This window comes from Micromonospora sp. NPDC005194, from assembly GCF_040608335.1.
Lineage (GTDB): Bacteria > Actinomycetota > Actinomycetes > Mycobacteriales > Micromonosporaceae > Micromonospora.
The window spans coordinates 15453-31622 of record NZ_JBEXIA010000024.1 but is presented as its reverse complement, the minus strand read 5'-3'; the positions used below and the strand labels follow the sequence as shown (position 1 = coordinate 31622).

Below are 16170 nucleotides of genomic sequence, written 5' to 3'. Positions count from 1 at the left end.
CACCGCCGGCCGCGGACCGCCTGCCCAGGAGGCGCCGATGCCCTTCCCGGCCGCCGGTGACGCCGCCCGGCGAGCCGGGCACGACAACACCGGCACACCGCCGACCACCCTGCCGCCGGCCGTCCTGCCGATGGCGTACGTGCTGCCGCTGCGCTGGCACACCGACAGCGGTCTGGACGAGCTGACCGGCTACCTGCGCCGGCTGAGCGGCCTCGTCGAGGTGCTCGTCGTCGACGGGTCACCGCCGGAGCTCTTCGCCCGGCACGCGGTGGCCTGGCAGGGGCTGGTCCGGCACCTGCCGCCCGATCCCGCCGGGCGAGGGCACAACGGCAAGGTGGTCGGGGTGCACACCGGCGTCGACGCGGCACACCACGAACACGTGGTCATCGCCGACGACGACGTCCGGTACGACGAGGCCGGGCTGCGCGCCGTGCACCGGCTGCTGGGCCGGGTCGACCTGGTCCGGCCGCAGAACTACTTCGACCCACTGCCCTGGCACGCCTGGTGGGACACCGGGCGGACGCTGCTCAACCGGGCGCTCGGAGACGACTATCCCGGCACCCTCGCGGTGCGCCGCAGCACGTTCCTCGCCATGGGCGGGTACGACCCGGACGTGCTCTTCGAGAACCTGGAGCTGATCCGCACCGTACGCGCGTACGGCGGTGTCCAGGTCGCGCCGCCCTGGCTGTACGTACGCCGGCTGCCGCCGGACGCGACGCACTTCCGGGGCCAGCGGGTCCGCCAGGCGTACGACGATCTGGCCCAGCCGGCCCGCCTGCTGACCGCGCTCGCGGTCCTGCCGGCGCTGGCCGCGGCGGTCGCGGCGCGGCGGCCCCGGCTGCTGCTCGGCACGGCGGCAACTGTCGTCGCCGTGGCCGAGGTGGGCCGCCGCCGCGCCGACGGCGGGACCGTCTTTCCACCGAGCACCTCGCTGGCCGCCCCACTCTGGCTGCTCGAACGTGGCATCTGCAGCTGGCTGGCGGTCGCCCAGCGCCTCCTGCTCGGCGGAGTCCGCTACGGCAACACCCGTATCCGCCAGGCCGCTCGCCGACCGGGCCGACGCGGGCGCTGATCAGGCGTCCGCGCCGCCGCTGCACCGCGACCGCGTCGGGGCGCGGGTGGACATGCGACAGCTCGCGGCCACCGGGGTGAACGCGAGCTGTCGCCGATTGCGGTGGGCTCAGGAACTGACCTGCTGGCGGGCCTGCTGGGCCTGGTCCTTGACGTCCTGGGCGGCCGACCGGCCGTCGTCCTTGACCGCGTGCACGGCGTCCTGGGCGGTGGACTTCACCGACTCGGCGGCGTGCTGGGCCGGCTCGCGCAGCTCGTTCTTGAGCTCGCTGGCCACCTCGCCCAGCTTCTCCTTCACGGCGCCGCTGTGCTCGCTGACCTTGTCCTTGACCTGAGCGGCGGCCTGCTGCTCCCGGCGGGAGGCCGGGATCAGCGAGGAGGCCAGCCAGCCGACCCCGAAGGCGATCAGGCCGGCGGCCAGCGGGTTGCCCTGCGACTTCTGCCGGATGACCCGGGGCGCGCTGTGGGCGGCGTCGCTGACCGAGGAGGCCGCCGAGTGCGCGGCGTCGCTGACGCTGGAAGCCGCCGAGGAGGCACGGTCACCCACCGAGTGGGCGGCGTGGCCGGTGCCGTGGCCGAGGTCAGACGCGGTTCCCATGACCTTGTCCCTCACATTCTGCAGCGCGGAACGGGCCCGCTGCTTGCGGTCGTCGACGATGCGGCTCGGGCTGACCTTGTACGCCAGCGCGTCCACATCGGAGCTGAGGCTGTTGCGGGTGGCTTCGATCTCCCGGCGGATCTGGTCGGGATCGGTGCTCATCGGGTGACTCCCTCCGGGTGGGGCTTGAGCGCGTCGGGGATCCGCTGCACGCTGTCGTTGGTCTGCTTGAGCCCGCGTACGTGCTGGGCGTTCTTCTTGGCCATCGAGTAGAGGACGGCGGCGACCACGGCCCAGATGACGGCCACGATCAGCGCGGCCAGGCCGGAGTCCATGACGTTGTCCAGGAACTGCCACACGGCGATGGAGACGAACAACGCCACCATGTAGCCGCCGAAGCCAGCGCCGCCGAAGAGGCCCGCGGCCTTGCCGGCCTTCTTGCCCTCCTGGCGGATCTCGGCCTTGGCCAGCTCGACCTCCTGGCGCATCAGCGTCGACAGGTCGGTGGTGACCTGACGCATCAGGTCACCGAGCGAGCTGCCCTTCACCTCCGCCGCGGTGTGCGGGGCACCCGCGTCGGGGTGGTAACCGGAGTCCAGGCCGGACCCCTGCGTCGGCATGGTCATGCCGTCGCCTCCCTTCGGATGACTCGGCGCCTCACGGGCGGGGGCTGCCGCTGGACGGCACGCCCGGCAGCGGGTCGGTCTGGGTCACCGGCGGCAGCGGCTGACCGGTGCTGGCCGGCTCGGTGTAGCCGTCCGGACGGGTCGGGTCGCTGTAGCCGCCGGGCGTCGGGTCGCTGTAGCCGCCGGGCGTCGGGTCGCTGTAGCCGCCGGGCGTCGGGTCGCTGTAGCCGCCGGAGGTCGGCTCGGTGTACGTCCCGGGGGTCGGGTCGAGGTAGCCGCCCGCCGGGGTGGTGTCCGCGGTCGTGCGGGGTGCCGGCGGCGGCGTGGGGATCACCGCGGTCTGCTCCGGGTCGTACGCCCCGTTGCCGCGGTAGCCCGCGGAGCCGTTGCCGGAGTGGTCGCCGGAGTCGGAGATGCCGCGGGTCAGGCGGCCGGCCAGCACGCCGAGCACCGCCGCGCCGACCAGGAAGGTGCCCGGGTTGCGCCGCGCGTAGTCGCGTACCTCGTTGATCAGGTCGCCCGGCTCGCGCTCCTCCAGCCAGCCGGCCACACCGTGCACCCGGTCGGCGGCCTGGCGGGCCAGCTCGCTCACCGGGCCGGCCTGGCCACCCTGCTCGGCCATGGTGCGCATCTCGTCGGCGATCGACCGCAGTCCGCCGGCGGCCCGGCGCTGCTGCTCACCGGTCTGGCTGGCGAGCTGAGTGCGGGCCTCGCCGTAGAGGTTGCGGGCCTGCCGGGCGGCCTCGCGGCCGACCTCGGTGCCCTGCTCCTTCGCGGTCTGGGCGACCGCGCCACCGGCGTGCGCCGCCTCGGACCCGACGTGCCGGGCCTGCTCGCGGACGCCGCCGCCGTTGGTGGACTCGTGCCCGTACGTGGAAGACGTGGGTGACACTTCGTAAGTCATGATTTCCCTTCCGCTCGGAAAGTCGTCGCGGTTGTGCTGGGGGGATGCGGCCGTGACGCAGTGGCCGCTGACAACTCACCTACCCTGCGTTTCGGCTTCCATACCTGTTCGTGCATTTCTCTGCGCGGCCGGTGGGATCGACTTCAAAATGGAGGATCGTCGGGCTGCGTCACGTCGGCGCTGCGGACAGCGAGGTTCGCGGGACCGGCAGATCCACAAAAAGGGGGCAGGGATGGCACGAGACGCGCGAGGTGGCCGACCTGCTGCCTCCCGACCCCGGGTGCAGGTGGTCGCGCTTGTCGTGGCCGGGGTCTTCCTGCTGATCGGAATCCTCGGCTACATCCCCGGCATCACCACCGACTACGGCGAGCTGACCTTCGCCGGGCACCACTCGGACGCCAAGCTGCTCGGGCTGTTCCAGGTGTCGATCCTGCACAACGCGGTGCACCTGCTGTTCGGGCTGGTGGGCCTGGTGCTGGCCCGCAGCGTCGCCGGCGCCCGGCTCTTCCTGGCCGGCGGCGGCGCGATCTACCTGGCCCTCTGGCTGTACGGCCTGGGGATCGAGGCGGTCGACCCCGAGGCCGGAGCGAACATCCTGCCGGTCAACGACGCCGACAACTGGCTGCACCTCGCCCTCGGCTTCGGCATGCTCGCGCTCGGGCTGCTGCTGTCCAACCAGGTGGGCACCGGTGGGCGCCTGGACACCCCGATCGACCGGCCTTGACCTGCCGATTCACGGCGCCTGACCGCCACCGCGGGCGAGCGACCCGTCGCCGTCAGGCCGCGACCGGGAGCCGCTTGGCGAAACAGACGCTGTACGGGTTGCCGACGTACTCCCCGTACACCGGGACCGGCTCGTAGCCGCACGAGGTGTACAGCCCGATGGCCGCCGGCAGGTACGTGCCGGTCTCCAGGCAGACCACCGTGTGCCCCTGCCGGAACGCGCACTCCTCCAACGCGGCGAGCAGTTGGCGGGCGATGCCCCGGCCCCGGTACGCGGGCCGGACGTACATCCGCTTGACCTCGCCGGTGACGGCGTCGAGCGACTGGAGCCCGCCGCAGGCGACCGCCCGACCGTGCACCACCACCGCCAGGTAGCGGATGTCGTCGTGGGCGACGGTCACCTGCCCGTCCAGCCCACCGTCGGCCTCGCGCAGCTCACGCTGCTGGGCGACGACCAGGGCGGCGATCTCGGGATCGGTGGCGGGCCGCGACTCGATCAGCATCACCCCACGCTAGGCGGGGTGGATTTCGCGCAGGTTTCCGGCAGTCGTCCCGATCACGGAGAGCAACGGGCTACTCGGCGTCGTCCTCGTCCTCGATGTCCTCGACGTCGTCGTCGGACGAGTCCGCGCCCACCTCGTCCGCCGAGCGCACCCGGCGGGCCTTGCGGGCGGCGAGCCGCTCCGCCGCCGAGGCCCGGTTCGACTTCTCCTCCAGGCGGACGTCGGTGCCCCGGTTGCCGGGCGCGAACTCCACACCCGCGTACAGCGTCGGCTGCCAGTCGAACTCGCGCTCACCGATCCGGACCAGGTCACCGGGCTGGGCGCCGGCCTTGGCGAGCTTGTCCTCCACGCCGAGCCGGGCCAGCCGGTCGGCGAGGTAGCCGACCGCCTCGTCGTTGTCGAAGTTGGTCTGCTTGACCCACCGCTCCGGGCGTACGCCGCGGACGGTGAACGAGCCGTCGGCCTCGGCCGTGATGGTGAAGCCGGCGTCGTCCACGGCCATCGGCCGGATCACGATCCGGGTCGGCTCGGCCGGCGGCGCCGCCTTGCGCTCCGCCTCGACCAGCTCGGCCATCGCGTACGTCAGCTCCTTGAGCCCCTCCCGGGTGGCCGCGGAGACCTCGAACACGCGGTAGCCGCGCTCCTCCAGATCCGGGCGGACGATCTCGGCGAGGTCCCGGCCGTCCGGCACGTCGACCTTGTTCACGGCCACCAGCCGTGGGCGGTCGGTCAGCCCGCCGTACTGGCTCAGCTCGGCCTCGATGGCGTCGATGTCGGCGACCGGGTCGCGGCCGGGCTCCAGGGTCGCCGAGTCGATGACGTGCACCAGCACCGCGCAGCGCTCGATGTGCCGCAGGAACTCCAGGCCCAGGCCCTTGCCGGTGGCCGCGCCCGGGATCAGGCCCGGCACGTCGGCGACGGTGAAGGTGTGGTTGTCCATCCGGACCACACCGAGGTTGGGCACCAGGGTGGTGAACGGGTAGTCGGCGATCTTCGGCTTCGCGGCGGAGATCACCGAGATCAGCGACGACTTACCGGCCGACGGGAAGCCCACCAGGCCCACGTCGGCGACGCTCTTCAGCTCCAGCACGATGTCCAGCTGGTCGCCGGGCTCGCCCAGCTCGGCGAAGCCGGGAGCCTTGCGCTTGGCGTTGGCCAGCGAGGCGTTGCCGCGCCCGCCGCGCCCGCCCCGGGCCACCTCGAAGGTGGTGTCGGCGCCGACCATGTCGGCCAGCACGGTGCCGTCGGTGGTCTGGACCACCGTGCCGTTGGGCACCTTCAGCACCAGGTTGTGGCCGTTGGCCCCGTCCCGGTTCGACCCGGCGCCGCCCTTGCCGTTGTCGGCCTTGACGTGCGGGTGGAAGTGGAAGTCGAGCAGCGTGGTCACCTGCGGGTCGACCACCAGCGACACGCTGCCGCCGTGCCCGCCGTTGCCGCCGTCCGGCCCGCCGAAGGGCTTGAACTTCTCGCGGTGGATCGAGACACAACCGTGCCCACCATCGCCGGCCTGCAGATGCAGGACGACCCGGTCAACGAACGTCGCCACGGCGTCAATCCTTCCAGCGAGGTCCACCTCGCACTTCGTGAAAAAGGCTAAGCGGGCCGGGACCCGGAGGTCCGCGGCCCGCTTAAGCCCGAGAGCTACTGCTGCGGAACGATGCTGACGGTCTTGCGACCGCGCTTGGTGCCGAACAGGACCGCACCGGCGGACAGCGCGAAAAGCGTGTCGTCGCCGCCACGGCCGACCAGGTCACCGGGGTGGAACTTGGTGCCACGCTGCCGGATGATGATCTCACCGGCGCTGACGACCTGACCACCGAAGCGCTTCACGCCGAGTCGCTGGGCCGCGGAGTCACGACCGTTACGCGAGCTGGACGCACCCTTTTTGTGAGCCATTGGAGGACGACCTACTTCCCGCTGGAGATGCCGGTCACCTTGACCTGGGTCAACGGCTGGCGGTGACCCTGGCGCTTGTGGTAGCCGGTCTTGTTCTTGAACTTGTGGATCCGGATCTTCGGGCCCTTGGTGTGCGCGGCGATCTCGCCGGACACCGCGACCTCGGCAAGCTTCGCCGCGTCGGTCACCAGGTCGTCACCGTCGACGAGGAGCACCGCGGTGAGCTTCACCGCGTCACCGGGGGCACCGGTGAGCTTCTCGACCTCGATCACGTCGCCCTCGGCGACCTTGTACTGCTTGCCGCCGGTCTTGACGATCGCGTACATCGGAGGCGGACTCCCTGTCGTTGAGGCTGCTGGCGGTCGTCCCCGCGGCGGCTCGCCGGGTAGCAGTGCACGGCGGCGCGGGCACACGGGAACTCGGCACACCAAAGGTGGGCCGCAGGCAAGAGTACGCCATTGCCGGCCCGGACCCCAAACCGGCCCGCCCTGGTCAGCGGGCGCAGAGCTGGTCGAGGCGCTGCTGGAGCCGGTCCAGCTCGGTCTCGTCGATCGACTCGACGTCCGCGCCGAGTGCGGCGACCTCCGTGCCGAGGTCACTGAGCAACGTCTTGAGCTGCGGATCGGTGGACCGCGCCGACTGCTCCCGCAGCGCGGCCCGCCAGCCGGCCAGCGCCGTCTGCGCCCTCGTGCGGGCCGCATCGGCGGTGGCGGTGTCCCCCGCACCCACCGCCGCGACCATCCGGCCCAGCTCCGCCACGTACTCCCGGACGGCGGTGGCGCCGGCCTGCTGCGCCTCGGCGCACACCTGCCGATTGTCGCCCGCGACACCGCCACCCACCGGCGTACCGGTCGACCCGCCGGGAGCGCCCCCGGACCCGGCGGCCGGGCCGGAAGCCCCGGCGGTCGCGCCGGTCGGGCCCGCATCGACCGACCGGTCGGCGGAGCAGCCGGCTCCGACGGCGAGCACGGCTACCAGCACGGTGACGGCGAGCAGGCGACGCATCTTCTACTCCTGACCGGGGCCGACCGCTCCCGGCCCGGGGTGACCGGAACGGCGAGGTCCCTCCCGGAGTCACATTGCCGGGAAAGGGACCTCGCCAAACACCGGGCCGGTCAGGCCGTCAGGGGCGGGTCCGCCGACGGGCGCCACCGCGACGGGAGCGGCGACGCCCCGCGCCACCGGCCTCCTCGTCGGTGTCGCCGTCGGCGAGCGCGTCCGGGTCGTCCGCCGCGGCCAGCCGGGCCGACTCGCCCTGCAGGCTGTCGGACACCGCCGGCGCCGCCTCGGTCTCCGCCTCGTAGCGGGACAGGTCGTACCCCATGGTGTCCTGGTAGTCGGCGTCCGGTTCGACGCTGGTGTCGGTGTCGACGACCTCGACCACCGCGCGCTCGGCCGGGGCGCTCTTGCGCGCCCGGCGGCGGGACGACGCGGTGCCGGCCTCGACGGCCGGAGCGGCCGGCGCCGACGAGGCGACCGCCTTGACCTTCTCCGCGGCCCCACCGGTATGCGGCTTCTCCGGCACCGGCTCGGTGTGGATGATGACGCCCCGGCCCTTGCAGCACTCGCAGGTCTCGCTGAACGCCTCCAGCAGGCCCGCGCCGATCCGCTTACGGGTCATCTGCACCAGACCGAGCGAGGTGATCTCGGTGACCTGGTGCTTGGTCCGGTCCCGGCCCAGGCACTCGGTGAGTCGGCGCAGCACCAGCTCCCGGTTCGACTCCAGCACCATGTCGATGAAGTCGATCACCACGATGCCGCCGATGTCGCGCAACCGGAGCTGGCGGACGATCTCCTCCGCCGCCTCCAGGTTGTTGCGGGTGACGGTCTCCTCCAGGTTGCCCCCGGAGCCGGTGTACTTACCGGTGTTGACGTCGACGACCGTCATGGCCTCGGTCTTGTCGATCACCAGCGAGCCGCCGGAGGGCAGGAAGACCTTGCGGTCCAGGCCCTTGATGATCTGCTCGTCGATCCGGTACTCGGCGAAGACGTCGCTCGTCCCGACGTGCCGGCGCACCCGGTCGACCAGGTCCGGAGAGACGTGCGACAGGTACGACTCGACGATGTCGTACGACTGCTCGCCCTCGATCACCAGCTCGCGGAAGTCCTCGTTGAACAGGTCCCGGACCACGCGGATGACCAGGTCCGGCTCCCCGTAGAGCAGCGCCGGGGCGCCACCCTCGGCGGCCTTGGCCTGGATGTCCTCCCACTGCGCCTGGAGCCGCTTGACGTCGCGGGCCAGCTCGTCCTCGCTGGCGCCCTCGGCGGCGGTGCGGACGATCACGCCCGCGCCGTCCGGGACCAGCTTCTTGAGCACGTCGCGCAGCCGCTTGCGCTCGGTGTCCGGCAGCTTGCGGCTGATCCCGGACGCGTTGCCGTTGGGCACGTAGACCAGGTGCCGGCCGGAGAGGGCGATGTGGCTGGTCAGCCGGGCGCCCTTGTGCCCGATCGGGTCCTTGGTGACCTGGACCAGCACCGAGTCGCCGGAGCGCAGCGCCTGCTCGATCGAGCGGGCACGCCCCTCCAGGCCGGAGGTGTCCCAGTTGACCTCGCCGGCGTACAGCACCGCGTTGCGGCCCCGGCCGACGTCGACGAACGCCGCCTCCATGCTGGGCAGCACGTTCTGCACCTTGCCCAGGTAGACGTTGCCGGCCATGGTGCCCGAGGAGTTTCGGGTGACGTAGTGCTCGACCAGCACACCGTCCTCCAGGACGGCGATCTGGGTGCGGTCACCGCGCTGCCGGACCGCCATCACCCGGTCGACCGCCTCCCGGCGGGCCAGGAACTCCGACTCGCTGAGGATCGGCGGCCGCGTACGCCGCTGCTCCCGCCCGTCCCGGCGACGCTGGCGCTTGGCCTCCAGCCGGGTCGAGCCGGACACGCCCTGGACCTCGTCGACCGTGCGCCGCGGCTCGCGGATCTTGACCACGGTGGGCACACCGTCGTCGGCGGCTCCCTCGGTGTCACCGGCGCCGCGACGGCGGCGACGACGGCGACGACGGGTCAACCCGTCCCCGCCCTCGGACTCCTCGTCCTCGTCCCCCTCGGCCTCGGCCTCGGCGGTCTCCTCCTCGTCGGCCTGCGCCGCCTCGTCGGACTCCTCGTCCTCGGCGTCGTCGGCACCGCCCTTGCCCCGGCCCCGACCCCGGCGGCCACGCCGACGGCGGCGACGCGCGGCGGCGCTGTCCTCGTCGTCCTCGTCCGCCTCGATGGCCTCGTCGGCCTCCTCGGTCGGCTCCTCCTCGGCCTCGACCGGCTCCACCGGCTCGAGGTCGCGGCGACCGCGCCGCCGTCGACGGGACGGCTCGGCCTCGACGGCCGGCTCCTCGGCCACCGGAGCGGGCTCCGCCGGCCGGGTCACCGGCACGGCGTCCGGCTGGGGTGCCATGAACAGCACTGTGGGTGCGGAGAGCGCGGCCCGCCGACGGCGGGTGCGCGGCTGCTCGGCCTCGACGACCTCGGCAGGCTCGATCGGCTCATCGGCCACGTTCGCCACGGCGACACCGGGCGCCACCTCGCCGGAGCGCTCCCGCGCGTCACCGAACGCCTGCTCGGCGCCGGTTCCGTCCGGCGGGGTCTGCGCCTCGTTCAGCTCGGCTTCCGCCTGACGCAGGTCGGACTCCGCCGACGTCTCAGCGGCGTCCCCCTCGGCGGAGGGCTCCTCGACGGCGGGCTCCTCGGCGGCGGCGGGCTCCACGACGGCCGGCGGCTCCTCGACGGCGGGCGTTGCCTTCTTGCGCCGGGTGCGGGTCACCTTGACCGGAGGAACGACCTCGGGGGAGGCCAGCTCCGCGCTGGCGGCGACCAGCGGCTCCTCGGCGGTCGTCTCGACGGGGGCCGCCTTGCGCCGGCGTCGGGGGGTCTTCGGGGCGACGTCCAGGTCACCGGAGACCGGGGCGAAGACCTCCGCCTGCGGCGACTCGACGGCGCCGGACCCGCCGGCGGACGCCTCGACGGGCGCCTCGGCCTGCTCCGGCTGGTTGAGCGGGGCGGCCCGACGCCGGGTGGCCCGCGCCCGCCGTGGCGGTGCGGCAGCCTCGGCGCTCTCCGCGCCCGCCTGCTGGGCGCCGGCGGCGCCGTCGGTGGTGGTGCTCTGGTCAGCGGTGTCGCCGGCCGGCTGTGAACCGGTCCGTTCGCCGCCCTCGGGCTCGTTCTCGAGCATGGACGTTCTCCAGTTCTGGCTGCCCCGGGCGCGGGTGAGCGCTGCCACGCAGGGTCGCCGCAAAAGTGTTTCCGCCGGGCGCGCGTGGTGCGCGACCGCCGAAGTCTGCCTGCAAGAGCGCTGACCGTCGGTCAGTGCCCAACGATGGCTGCCCCGCCGCGATCCGCATCCAACGGATCCACGATCGCACCCTGCGCGGTCAGCGTGCCCTGAGCCAGCCGGGTCACCCTCGGCGAGACCGGCGGCTCCAGGTCGGCCACCACGCGGAGGCCGGAAAGGACGTCATCGGGCCGTACGGACGGGGTGACCTGCCGCACGACCAGTTCGAGTATCGCACACGGTACGGCCGGCGCCCCGGAAGGCGTCTGCGTCGGGGAGAGGACATCGATCGACATAACCGCTGCACGGGCATCGAAGGTGCGTCGCCCCTGCTTGGTCATCCGCTCGACCAGCACCTCGTCGGCAGCGGTGAAGGCGTCCACGGCGGCGCGCAGCGTCTCCGTGTCGACCTCGGGCAGCTCGATGTGCCAGTGCGACGCCTCGATGCGGTCCGCCAGGCTGCCGCCCTCGGCGATCACCACCTCCAGCACGTCCAGCCCGGGTGAGAGCGCGGCGTCGAGCGCGGCGCGCAGCGCCTCCGGCTCGACCGGCGCCTGAAGGCCGATCTCCAGGTACTCCGCCTCGCTCGCCACCCCGGTGGGCGCGGCGCTGGCGTAGGAGATCTTCGGGTGCGGGGTGAAGCCCTGGGAAAACGCGATCGGTACGGCGGCACGGCGCAGCGCACGCTCGAACGCCCGGGCGAAGTCCCGGTGCGAGGTGAACCGCAGCGGCCCGCGCTTGGCGTACCGGATGCGGGCGCGCTGAACGACCGGCGCCTGCCCACCCTCCGGCTGGTTTTTCTTACTGATCGTCTCGCTCCTCGGAACTCAGCACCGGTTGATCATGAAGTTATTGTCGGCGACACGCGGTGTTCCGGGCAACAACTTCATGATCGACGCGGGCGACGGGCGGGGCCGGGAGGGCCGGGGGTCAGGGCGTGGGGGTTTTCAGGCCCTTGATCGGCGTCAGGGGCAGGAGCTTCTTGCCGGTGGGGCCGATCTGGATCTCGGTGTCCATCGAGGGACAGACGCCGCAGTCGAAGCACGGGGTCCACCGGCAGTCGTCCTGCTCGAACTCGCTCAGCGAATCCTGCCAGTCCTGCCAGAGCCAGTCCTTGTCCAGGCCCGAGTCCAGGTGGTCCCAGGGAAGGACCTCCAGCTCGTCGCGCTGGCGGGTGGTGTACCAGTCGAGATCCACCCCGAACGCCGGCAGCGTCTCGGCCGCCGCGTCCACCCAGCGCTGGTAGGAGAAGTGCTCGCTCCACCCGTCGAACCGGCCGCCGTCCTCCCACACCTTCCGGATCACCGAGCCGACCCGGCGGTCACCCCGGGAGAGCAGGCCCTCGATCAGCGACGGCTCGCCGTCGTGGTAGCGGTAGCCGATGGCCCGGCCCAGCGAGCGGTCCGAGTTGATGGCCTGCTTGAGGATCTTGAGCCGGTGGTCGATGACCTCCGGGCGCTCCATGGCGGCCCACTGGAACGGGGTGTGCGGCTTCGGCACGAACCCGCCGATGGAGACCGTGCAGCGGATGTCCTTCGAGCCGGTCGCGGCCCGACCGGCCTTGATCACCTCGTGGGCCATGTCGGCGATCTCGAGGACGTCCTCGTCGGTCTCGGTGGGCAGGCCGCACATGAAGTAGAGCTTCACCTGCCGCCAACCGTTGCTGTACGCGGTGACGACCGTCCGGATCAGGTCTTCCTTCGACACCATCTTGTTGATGACCTTGCGGATCCGCTCCGACCCGCCCTCCGGGGCGAAGGTCAGGCCGGTACGCCGCCCGTTGCGGGACAACTCCTGCGCGAGGTCGATGTTGAACGCGTCGACCCGGGTCGACGGCAGCGACAGCGACACGTTGGTGCCCGCGTACTGCTCGGCCAGGCCGGAGCACATGTCGCCGATCTCGGAGTGGTCGGCCGAGGAGAGCGACAGCAGGCCCACCTCGGAGAAGCCGGAGAACTCCAGGCCCTCGCGCACCATCTGCCCGACGGTGGTGATCGACCGCTCCCGCACCGGACGGGTGATCATGCCCGCCTGGCAGAACCGGCAGCCCCGGGTGCAGCCCCGGAAGATTTCCACCGCGTACCGCTCGTGCACCGTCTCGGCGAGCGGGACGAGGGGCTTCTTCGGGTACGGCCACGCGTCCAGGTCCATCGTTGTGCGCTTGTGCACCCGGAACGGCACGTCTGCCCGGTTCGGCACGACCCGCTGGATCCGCCCGTCCGGGAGGTAGTCCACGTCGTAGAAACGCGGGACGTACACGCTCTCGGTGCGGGCCAGCCGCAGCAGCAGCTCGTCGCGGCCACCCGGGGAGCCCTCGGCCTTCCACTCCCGGACGATCGCGGTGATCTCCAGGACCGCCTCCTCGCCGTCGCCGAGAACGGCGGCGTCGATGAAGTCGGCGATCGGCTCCGGGTTGAAGGCGGCATGCCCACCGGCCACGATCACCGGGTCGGCGTCGGTGCGGTCGGCGGCCAGCATCGGGATGCCGGCCAGGTCGATCGCGGTGAGCATGTTGGTGTAGCCCAGCTCGGTGGAGAAGGAGATGCCGAAGACGTCGAAATCGCGTACCGGCCGGTGCGCGTCGACGGTGAACTGCGGCACGCCGTGCGTGCGCATCAGGTTCTCCAGGTCGGGCCAGACCGCGTACGTCCGCTCGGCGAGGGTGTCGGGCAGCTCGTTGAGCACCTCGTAGAGGATCTGCACACCCTGGTTGGGCAGGCCCACCTCGTACGCGTCGGGATACATGAGCGCCCAGCGCACCGTCGCGGCGTCCCAGTCCTTGACCACCGCGCCCAGCTCACCGCCGACGTACTGGATGGGCTTGGAGACCTGAGGGAGCAGCGGCTCGAGCCGGGGCCAGACGGAATTGGTCGCGGCCGCGCGCGGCGTCGTGGACGGGGCACTCATGATGCCCAAGGGTACGCGCCCGCCCGCCGGTGACCGCGCGCACGCCACGATGCCGCCCGACCAACCACCTGTGCACGCACTCCGCCTGGATGCCCGGGCGGCGGCGGTGGCGACGCGGTACTAACCTCGGACCGGCGCGAGAGGAGATTGCCGCGATGCCGGAGCCCCAGCCGGGAGCACGGCCGGCCGACGGGCGCACCCCGGGCCCGGAGCCGGACGACGCTCCGGCGGTCGCCGACGAGTCGACCTCCCCACCCGTACCACCGGACCACCCCACCGCCCCCGACCAGCCGGAACCCACGGTCCAGAAGCCCGCGGCCCAGGAAGCCGCGGCCCAGCCGGAACCGACGGCCCAGGAGCCCGCGGCCCAGCCGGAGCCAACGGCCCAGGAGCCCGCGGCCCAGCCGGAGCCAACGGCCCAGGAAGCCGCGGCCCAGCCGGCCGCGTCCGCGGACTCCCCCGCGCCGCGGTGGAGTGGGTCCGCGCCGGTCCCTCCCCCGCTGCCGCGCAGGCGTGCCTGGGGTGAGTCGGCCGAGCCGACCCCGCCGCCGCCCCTGCCCGAGCAGCCGCCCGAGCACCGCACCCCGGTCGACCCGTGGGCCGGGGTGGACACCGGCGGCTGGGACCTGCCCTCCGCCGAACTGCCCCCGCTGCCCCCGACGTTGGACTACCCAGCGCCCCCGTCGACCCGGCAGTGGTCCGGGCCGCCGATCGGGATGCACCCGGTGTCGCCGCCACCCGCCCACCCGACGTCGCCCGCATACCCGACGTCGCCCGCCTACCCGGCGCCACCGGCCCACCCGGCGCCGCCCGCCCGGCCGCCCACCCTGCCGGCTCAGTCCGGCCGACCCACCGCGCCGGTGCGGCCGGCGCCGCCCGCCCGGGTGCCGAAGCAGCGGCGGGGCCGGCGCTCGGCCACGCCACCGCCTGTGACGCCACCGCCGGGCTGGGAGGCCCCGAAGGGGTACGTGCCGGTCCCGGTCCGCCGTCGGCGTCGCTGGCCGTGGCTTCTGCTGCTCACCCTGGCCTGCTGCTGCGGATGCCCCGCCTACTACGGCCTGCCGATCTCGTCGCAGTACCCGGCCCGCGCCGCGCTGCCCGAGCAGGTCGCCGATCTGAGCCTGCGTCAGGACGACGGCAGCGCCGCGGCGGCCCGACAGCTGGAGAACGAGGTACGCCAGGAGAACTGGCTGGCCGAGGACACCTTCGCCGGCGTGTACGCCACGGCGGACGGCAAGCGGGTGACGGTCTTCGGCGGGACCGGCTTCCGGCTGAACCCGGAGGCGGACGCGAACGCGGAAATCACGCGGCTCAAGGAGCGCTACGCGCTGGAGTCGCCCGAGACGGTGCAGACCGGCGTACGGGGTCGGCACGAGCGTTGCGCGATCGGCCGGCCGGCCGACGGCGACGTGGTGGTGTGCACCTCGGTCGACCACGGCAGCATCGCCACCGGAGTGTTCACCCGACTCTCCGTCGTCGACAGCGCCGACCTGCTGAAAACCTTGCGCGGCCAGATCGTTCAGCCCGAGCGGGGCTGAGCCGCGCCCCGGCCACAGGAGCGACGCCGCACCGTCGACGGCGGGGCGGGCCGGGCCGCCGGCGGATCGCGGGGCCGGGCCGGGCCGGGCGGCGGATCGCGGACCCGAGTGGGTCAGCGGAACCGCGACCACCGGCGGCCCCGTTACGCCCCGTGACGTCACGCGGACGAAGCGGGCCGGAGACCGGCATTCCTGTGAGTCATCTTTATGACTCACAGGAATGCCGCTTCGAGGAGCGAGTGCCCCGGACGAAGGGTCCGCCGTGGGCGGCCAGACGCGCGGGAAGGAACCGAGGCCCCGGCCCGGCGCGGTTCAGACGCCGCAGTCCCGGCGCCGCGCCACACATCGCGTGGTCAGCGCGGGCCAAGCGCCGCAGATCCCGGGGCAACACGACCCCGGCCCGCGGATCAGGCGTCGCCGGTCAGACGTCGCCGGTCGGGTCCGGGTGGGCGCGCGGCGGGGCGTAGCGCGGGACGTACTCCTGGCCGGTGAGCTTCTGGATCTCGCTCATCAGCTCGTCGGTCATCTGGCGCAGCGAGGCGCGGTCGTCCGGGCGACCGGTGAAGTCCAGCGGCTTGCCGAACCGGACGGTGATCTTGGCGCTGCCGGGGCGGGGCACCCGGGCGCCGATCGGCTGAGCCTTGTCCGTGCCGATCGTGCCGACCGGGATGATCGGCACACCGGCGGAGATGGCCAGCCGGGCCGCCCCGGTCCGCCCCCGGTAGAGCTTGCCGTCCGGGGAGCGGGTGCCCTCCGGGTAGACCACCACCAGGTCACCACCCTGCAACGCCGGGATGGCGGCGTCGAACGCGGACAGCGCGGCCCGCCCACCGGCCCGCTCGACCGGGATCGCGCCCAGACCCGTGAGGACGAACTTCGAGAACGCGCCCTTCACGCCGGTGCCCTTGAAGTACTCCGACTTGGCCCAGAACGCCAGGTGCCGGGGCACCACCGTGCCGAGGAACAGCTCGTCGGCCACCGAGAGATGGTTGCCGGCGAAGATCGCGCCGCCGGTCTCCGGCACGTGTTCCAGACCCTCCACGGTCGGGCGGAACGCCAACCGCAGCGTGGGCGCCACGGTGAGCTTGCCGATGGTGTAGAGCAGGGGCACTGGTCCTCCGGCAGATGAGGTGCGAGCAGGCG

15 protein-coding genes are annotated in these 16170 nt (G+C 72.9%); 3 read left to right on the top strand and 12 right to left on the bottom strand.

Annotated elements, in window-relative coordinates:
- Window positions 1-37: 37 nt before the first annotated feature.
- Entirely contained in the window at window positions 38-1072 is a 1035-nt protein-coding gene (locus ABZU53_RS20550) for a glycosyltransferase (RefSeq protein ID WP_355067043.1), read from the top strand.
- Between the two features lie 108 nt (window positions 1073-1180).
- On the opposite strand, the gene ABZU53_RS20545 is transcribed toward ABZU53_RS20550, so the two are convergent.
- The 3 genes from ABZU53_RS20545 to ABZU53_RS20535 are packed head-to-tail and all read right to left on the bottom strand — an operon-like array spanning window position 1181 to window position 3199.
- Entirely contained in the window at window positions 1181-1831 is a 651-nt protein-coding gene (locus tag ABZU53_RS20545) for a DUF3618 domain-containing protein (protein ID WP_355067042.1), read from the bottom strand.
- A complete protein-coding gene (locus ABZU53_RS20540; RefSeq protein ID WP_354857914.1) occupies window positions 1828-2295 on the bottom strand; it encodes a phage holin family protein in 468 nt (155 codons plus the stop codon). The genes ABZU53_RS20545 and ABZU53_RS20540 overlap by 4 nt, the downstream gene beginning before the upstream one ends.
- A gap of 31 nt (window positions 2296-2326) precedes the next feature.
- Window positions 2327-3199: a hypothetical protein gene (locus ABZU53_RS20535; RefSeq protein ID WP_355067041.1), complete on the bottom strand. Its 873-nt coding sequence runs from the start codon at window positions 3197-3199 to the stop codon at window positions 2327-2329.
- Between the two features lie 232 nt (window positions 3200-3431).
- On the opposite strand from ABZU53_RS20535, the gene ABZU53_RS20530 reads away from it, so the two are divergent.
- Window positions 3432-3923, top strand: coding sequence for a DUF4383 domain-containing protein (locus tag ABZU53_RS20530; protein ID WP_354857909.1), 492 nt, complete (start codon window positions 3432-3434; stop codon window positions 3921-3923).
- 52 nt (window positions 3924-3975) lie between these two features.
- On the opposite strand, the gene ABZU53_RS20525 is transcribed toward ABZU53_RS20530, so the two are convergent.
- The 8 genes from ABZU53_RS20525 to ABZU53_RS20490 all read right to left on the bottom strand — a co-directional run bounded on the left by ABZU53_RS20525 (window position 3976) and on the right by ABZU53_RS20490 (window position 13489).
- Entirely contained in the window at window positions 3976-4425 is a 450-nt protein-coding gene (locus tag ABZU53_RS20525; protein WP_354857907.1) for a GNAT family N-acetyltransferase, read from the bottom strand.
- 70 nt (window positions 4426-4495) lie between these two features.
- Entirely contained in the window at window positions 4496-5971 is a 1476-nt protein-coding gene (obgE, locus tag ABZU53_RS20520) for a GTPase ObgE (protein WP_355067040.1), read from the bottom strand.
- Window positions 5972-6066: 95 nt separating this feature from the next.
- Entirely contained in the window at window positions 6067-6321 is a 255-nt protein-coding gene (gene rpmA, locus ABZU53_RS20515) for a 50S ribosomal protein L27 (protein WP_007464062.1), read from the bottom strand.
- Window positions 6322-6332: 11 nt separating this feature from the next.
- Window positions 6333-6647, bottom strand: coding sequence for a 50S ribosomal protein L21 (gene rplU, locus ABZU53_RS20510; protein ID WP_007464063.1), 315 nt, complete (start codon window positions 6645-6647; stop codon window positions 6333-6335).
- A gap of 166 nt (window positions 6648-6813) precedes the next feature.
- Window positions 6814-7326, bottom strand: a complete 513-nt coding sequence (locus tag ABZU53_RS20505) for a hypothetical protein (RefSeq protein WP_355067039.1) — start codon at window positions 7324-7326, stop codon at window positions 6814-6816.
- A gap of 118 nt (window positions 7327-7444) precedes the next feature.
- Complete coding sequence (locus tag ABZU53_RS20500) at window positions 7445-10483, bottom strand: Rne/Rng family ribonuclease (protein ID WP_355067038.1); 3039 nt, start codon at window positions 10481-10483, stop codon at window positions 7445-7447.
- Window positions 10484-10614: 131 nt separating this feature from the next.
- Complete coding sequence (locus ABZU53_RS20495; RefSeq protein ID WP_354857991.1) at window positions 10615-11334, bottom strand: TIGR03936 family radical SAM-associated protein; 720 nt, start codon at window positions 11332-11334, stop codon at window positions 10615-10617.
- Window positions 11335-11512: 178 nt separating this feature from the next.
- Window positions 11513-13489 carry a TIGR03960 family B12-binding radical SAM protein gene (locus tag ABZU53_RS20490; RefSeq protein WP_354857897.1) on the bottom strand — a complete coding sequence of 659 codons (1977 nt, stop codon included), beginning with the start codon at window positions 13487-13489 and terminating at the stop codon, window positions 11513-11515.
- A gap of 155 nt (window positions 13490-13644) precedes the next feature.
- On the opposite strand from ABZU53_RS20490, the gene ABZU53_RS20485 reads away from it, so the two are divergent.
- A complete protein-coding gene (locus tag ABZU53_RS20485; protein WP_355067037.1) occupies window positions 13645-15027 on the top strand; it encodes a hypothetical protein in 1383 nt (460 codons plus the stop codon).
- A 421-nt stretch (window positions 15028-15448) separates the two neighbouring features.
- Here the strand turns inward: ABZU53_RS20485 and ABZU53_RS20480 are convergent, their stop codons facing one another.
- Complete coding sequence (locus tag ABZU53_RS20480; RefSeq protein ID WP_354857892.1) at window positions 15449-16138, bottom strand: lysophospholipid acyltransferase family protein; 690 nt, start codon at window positions 16136-16138, stop codon at window positions 15449-15451.
- Between the last annotated feature and the right edge of the window lie 32 nt (window positions 16139-16170).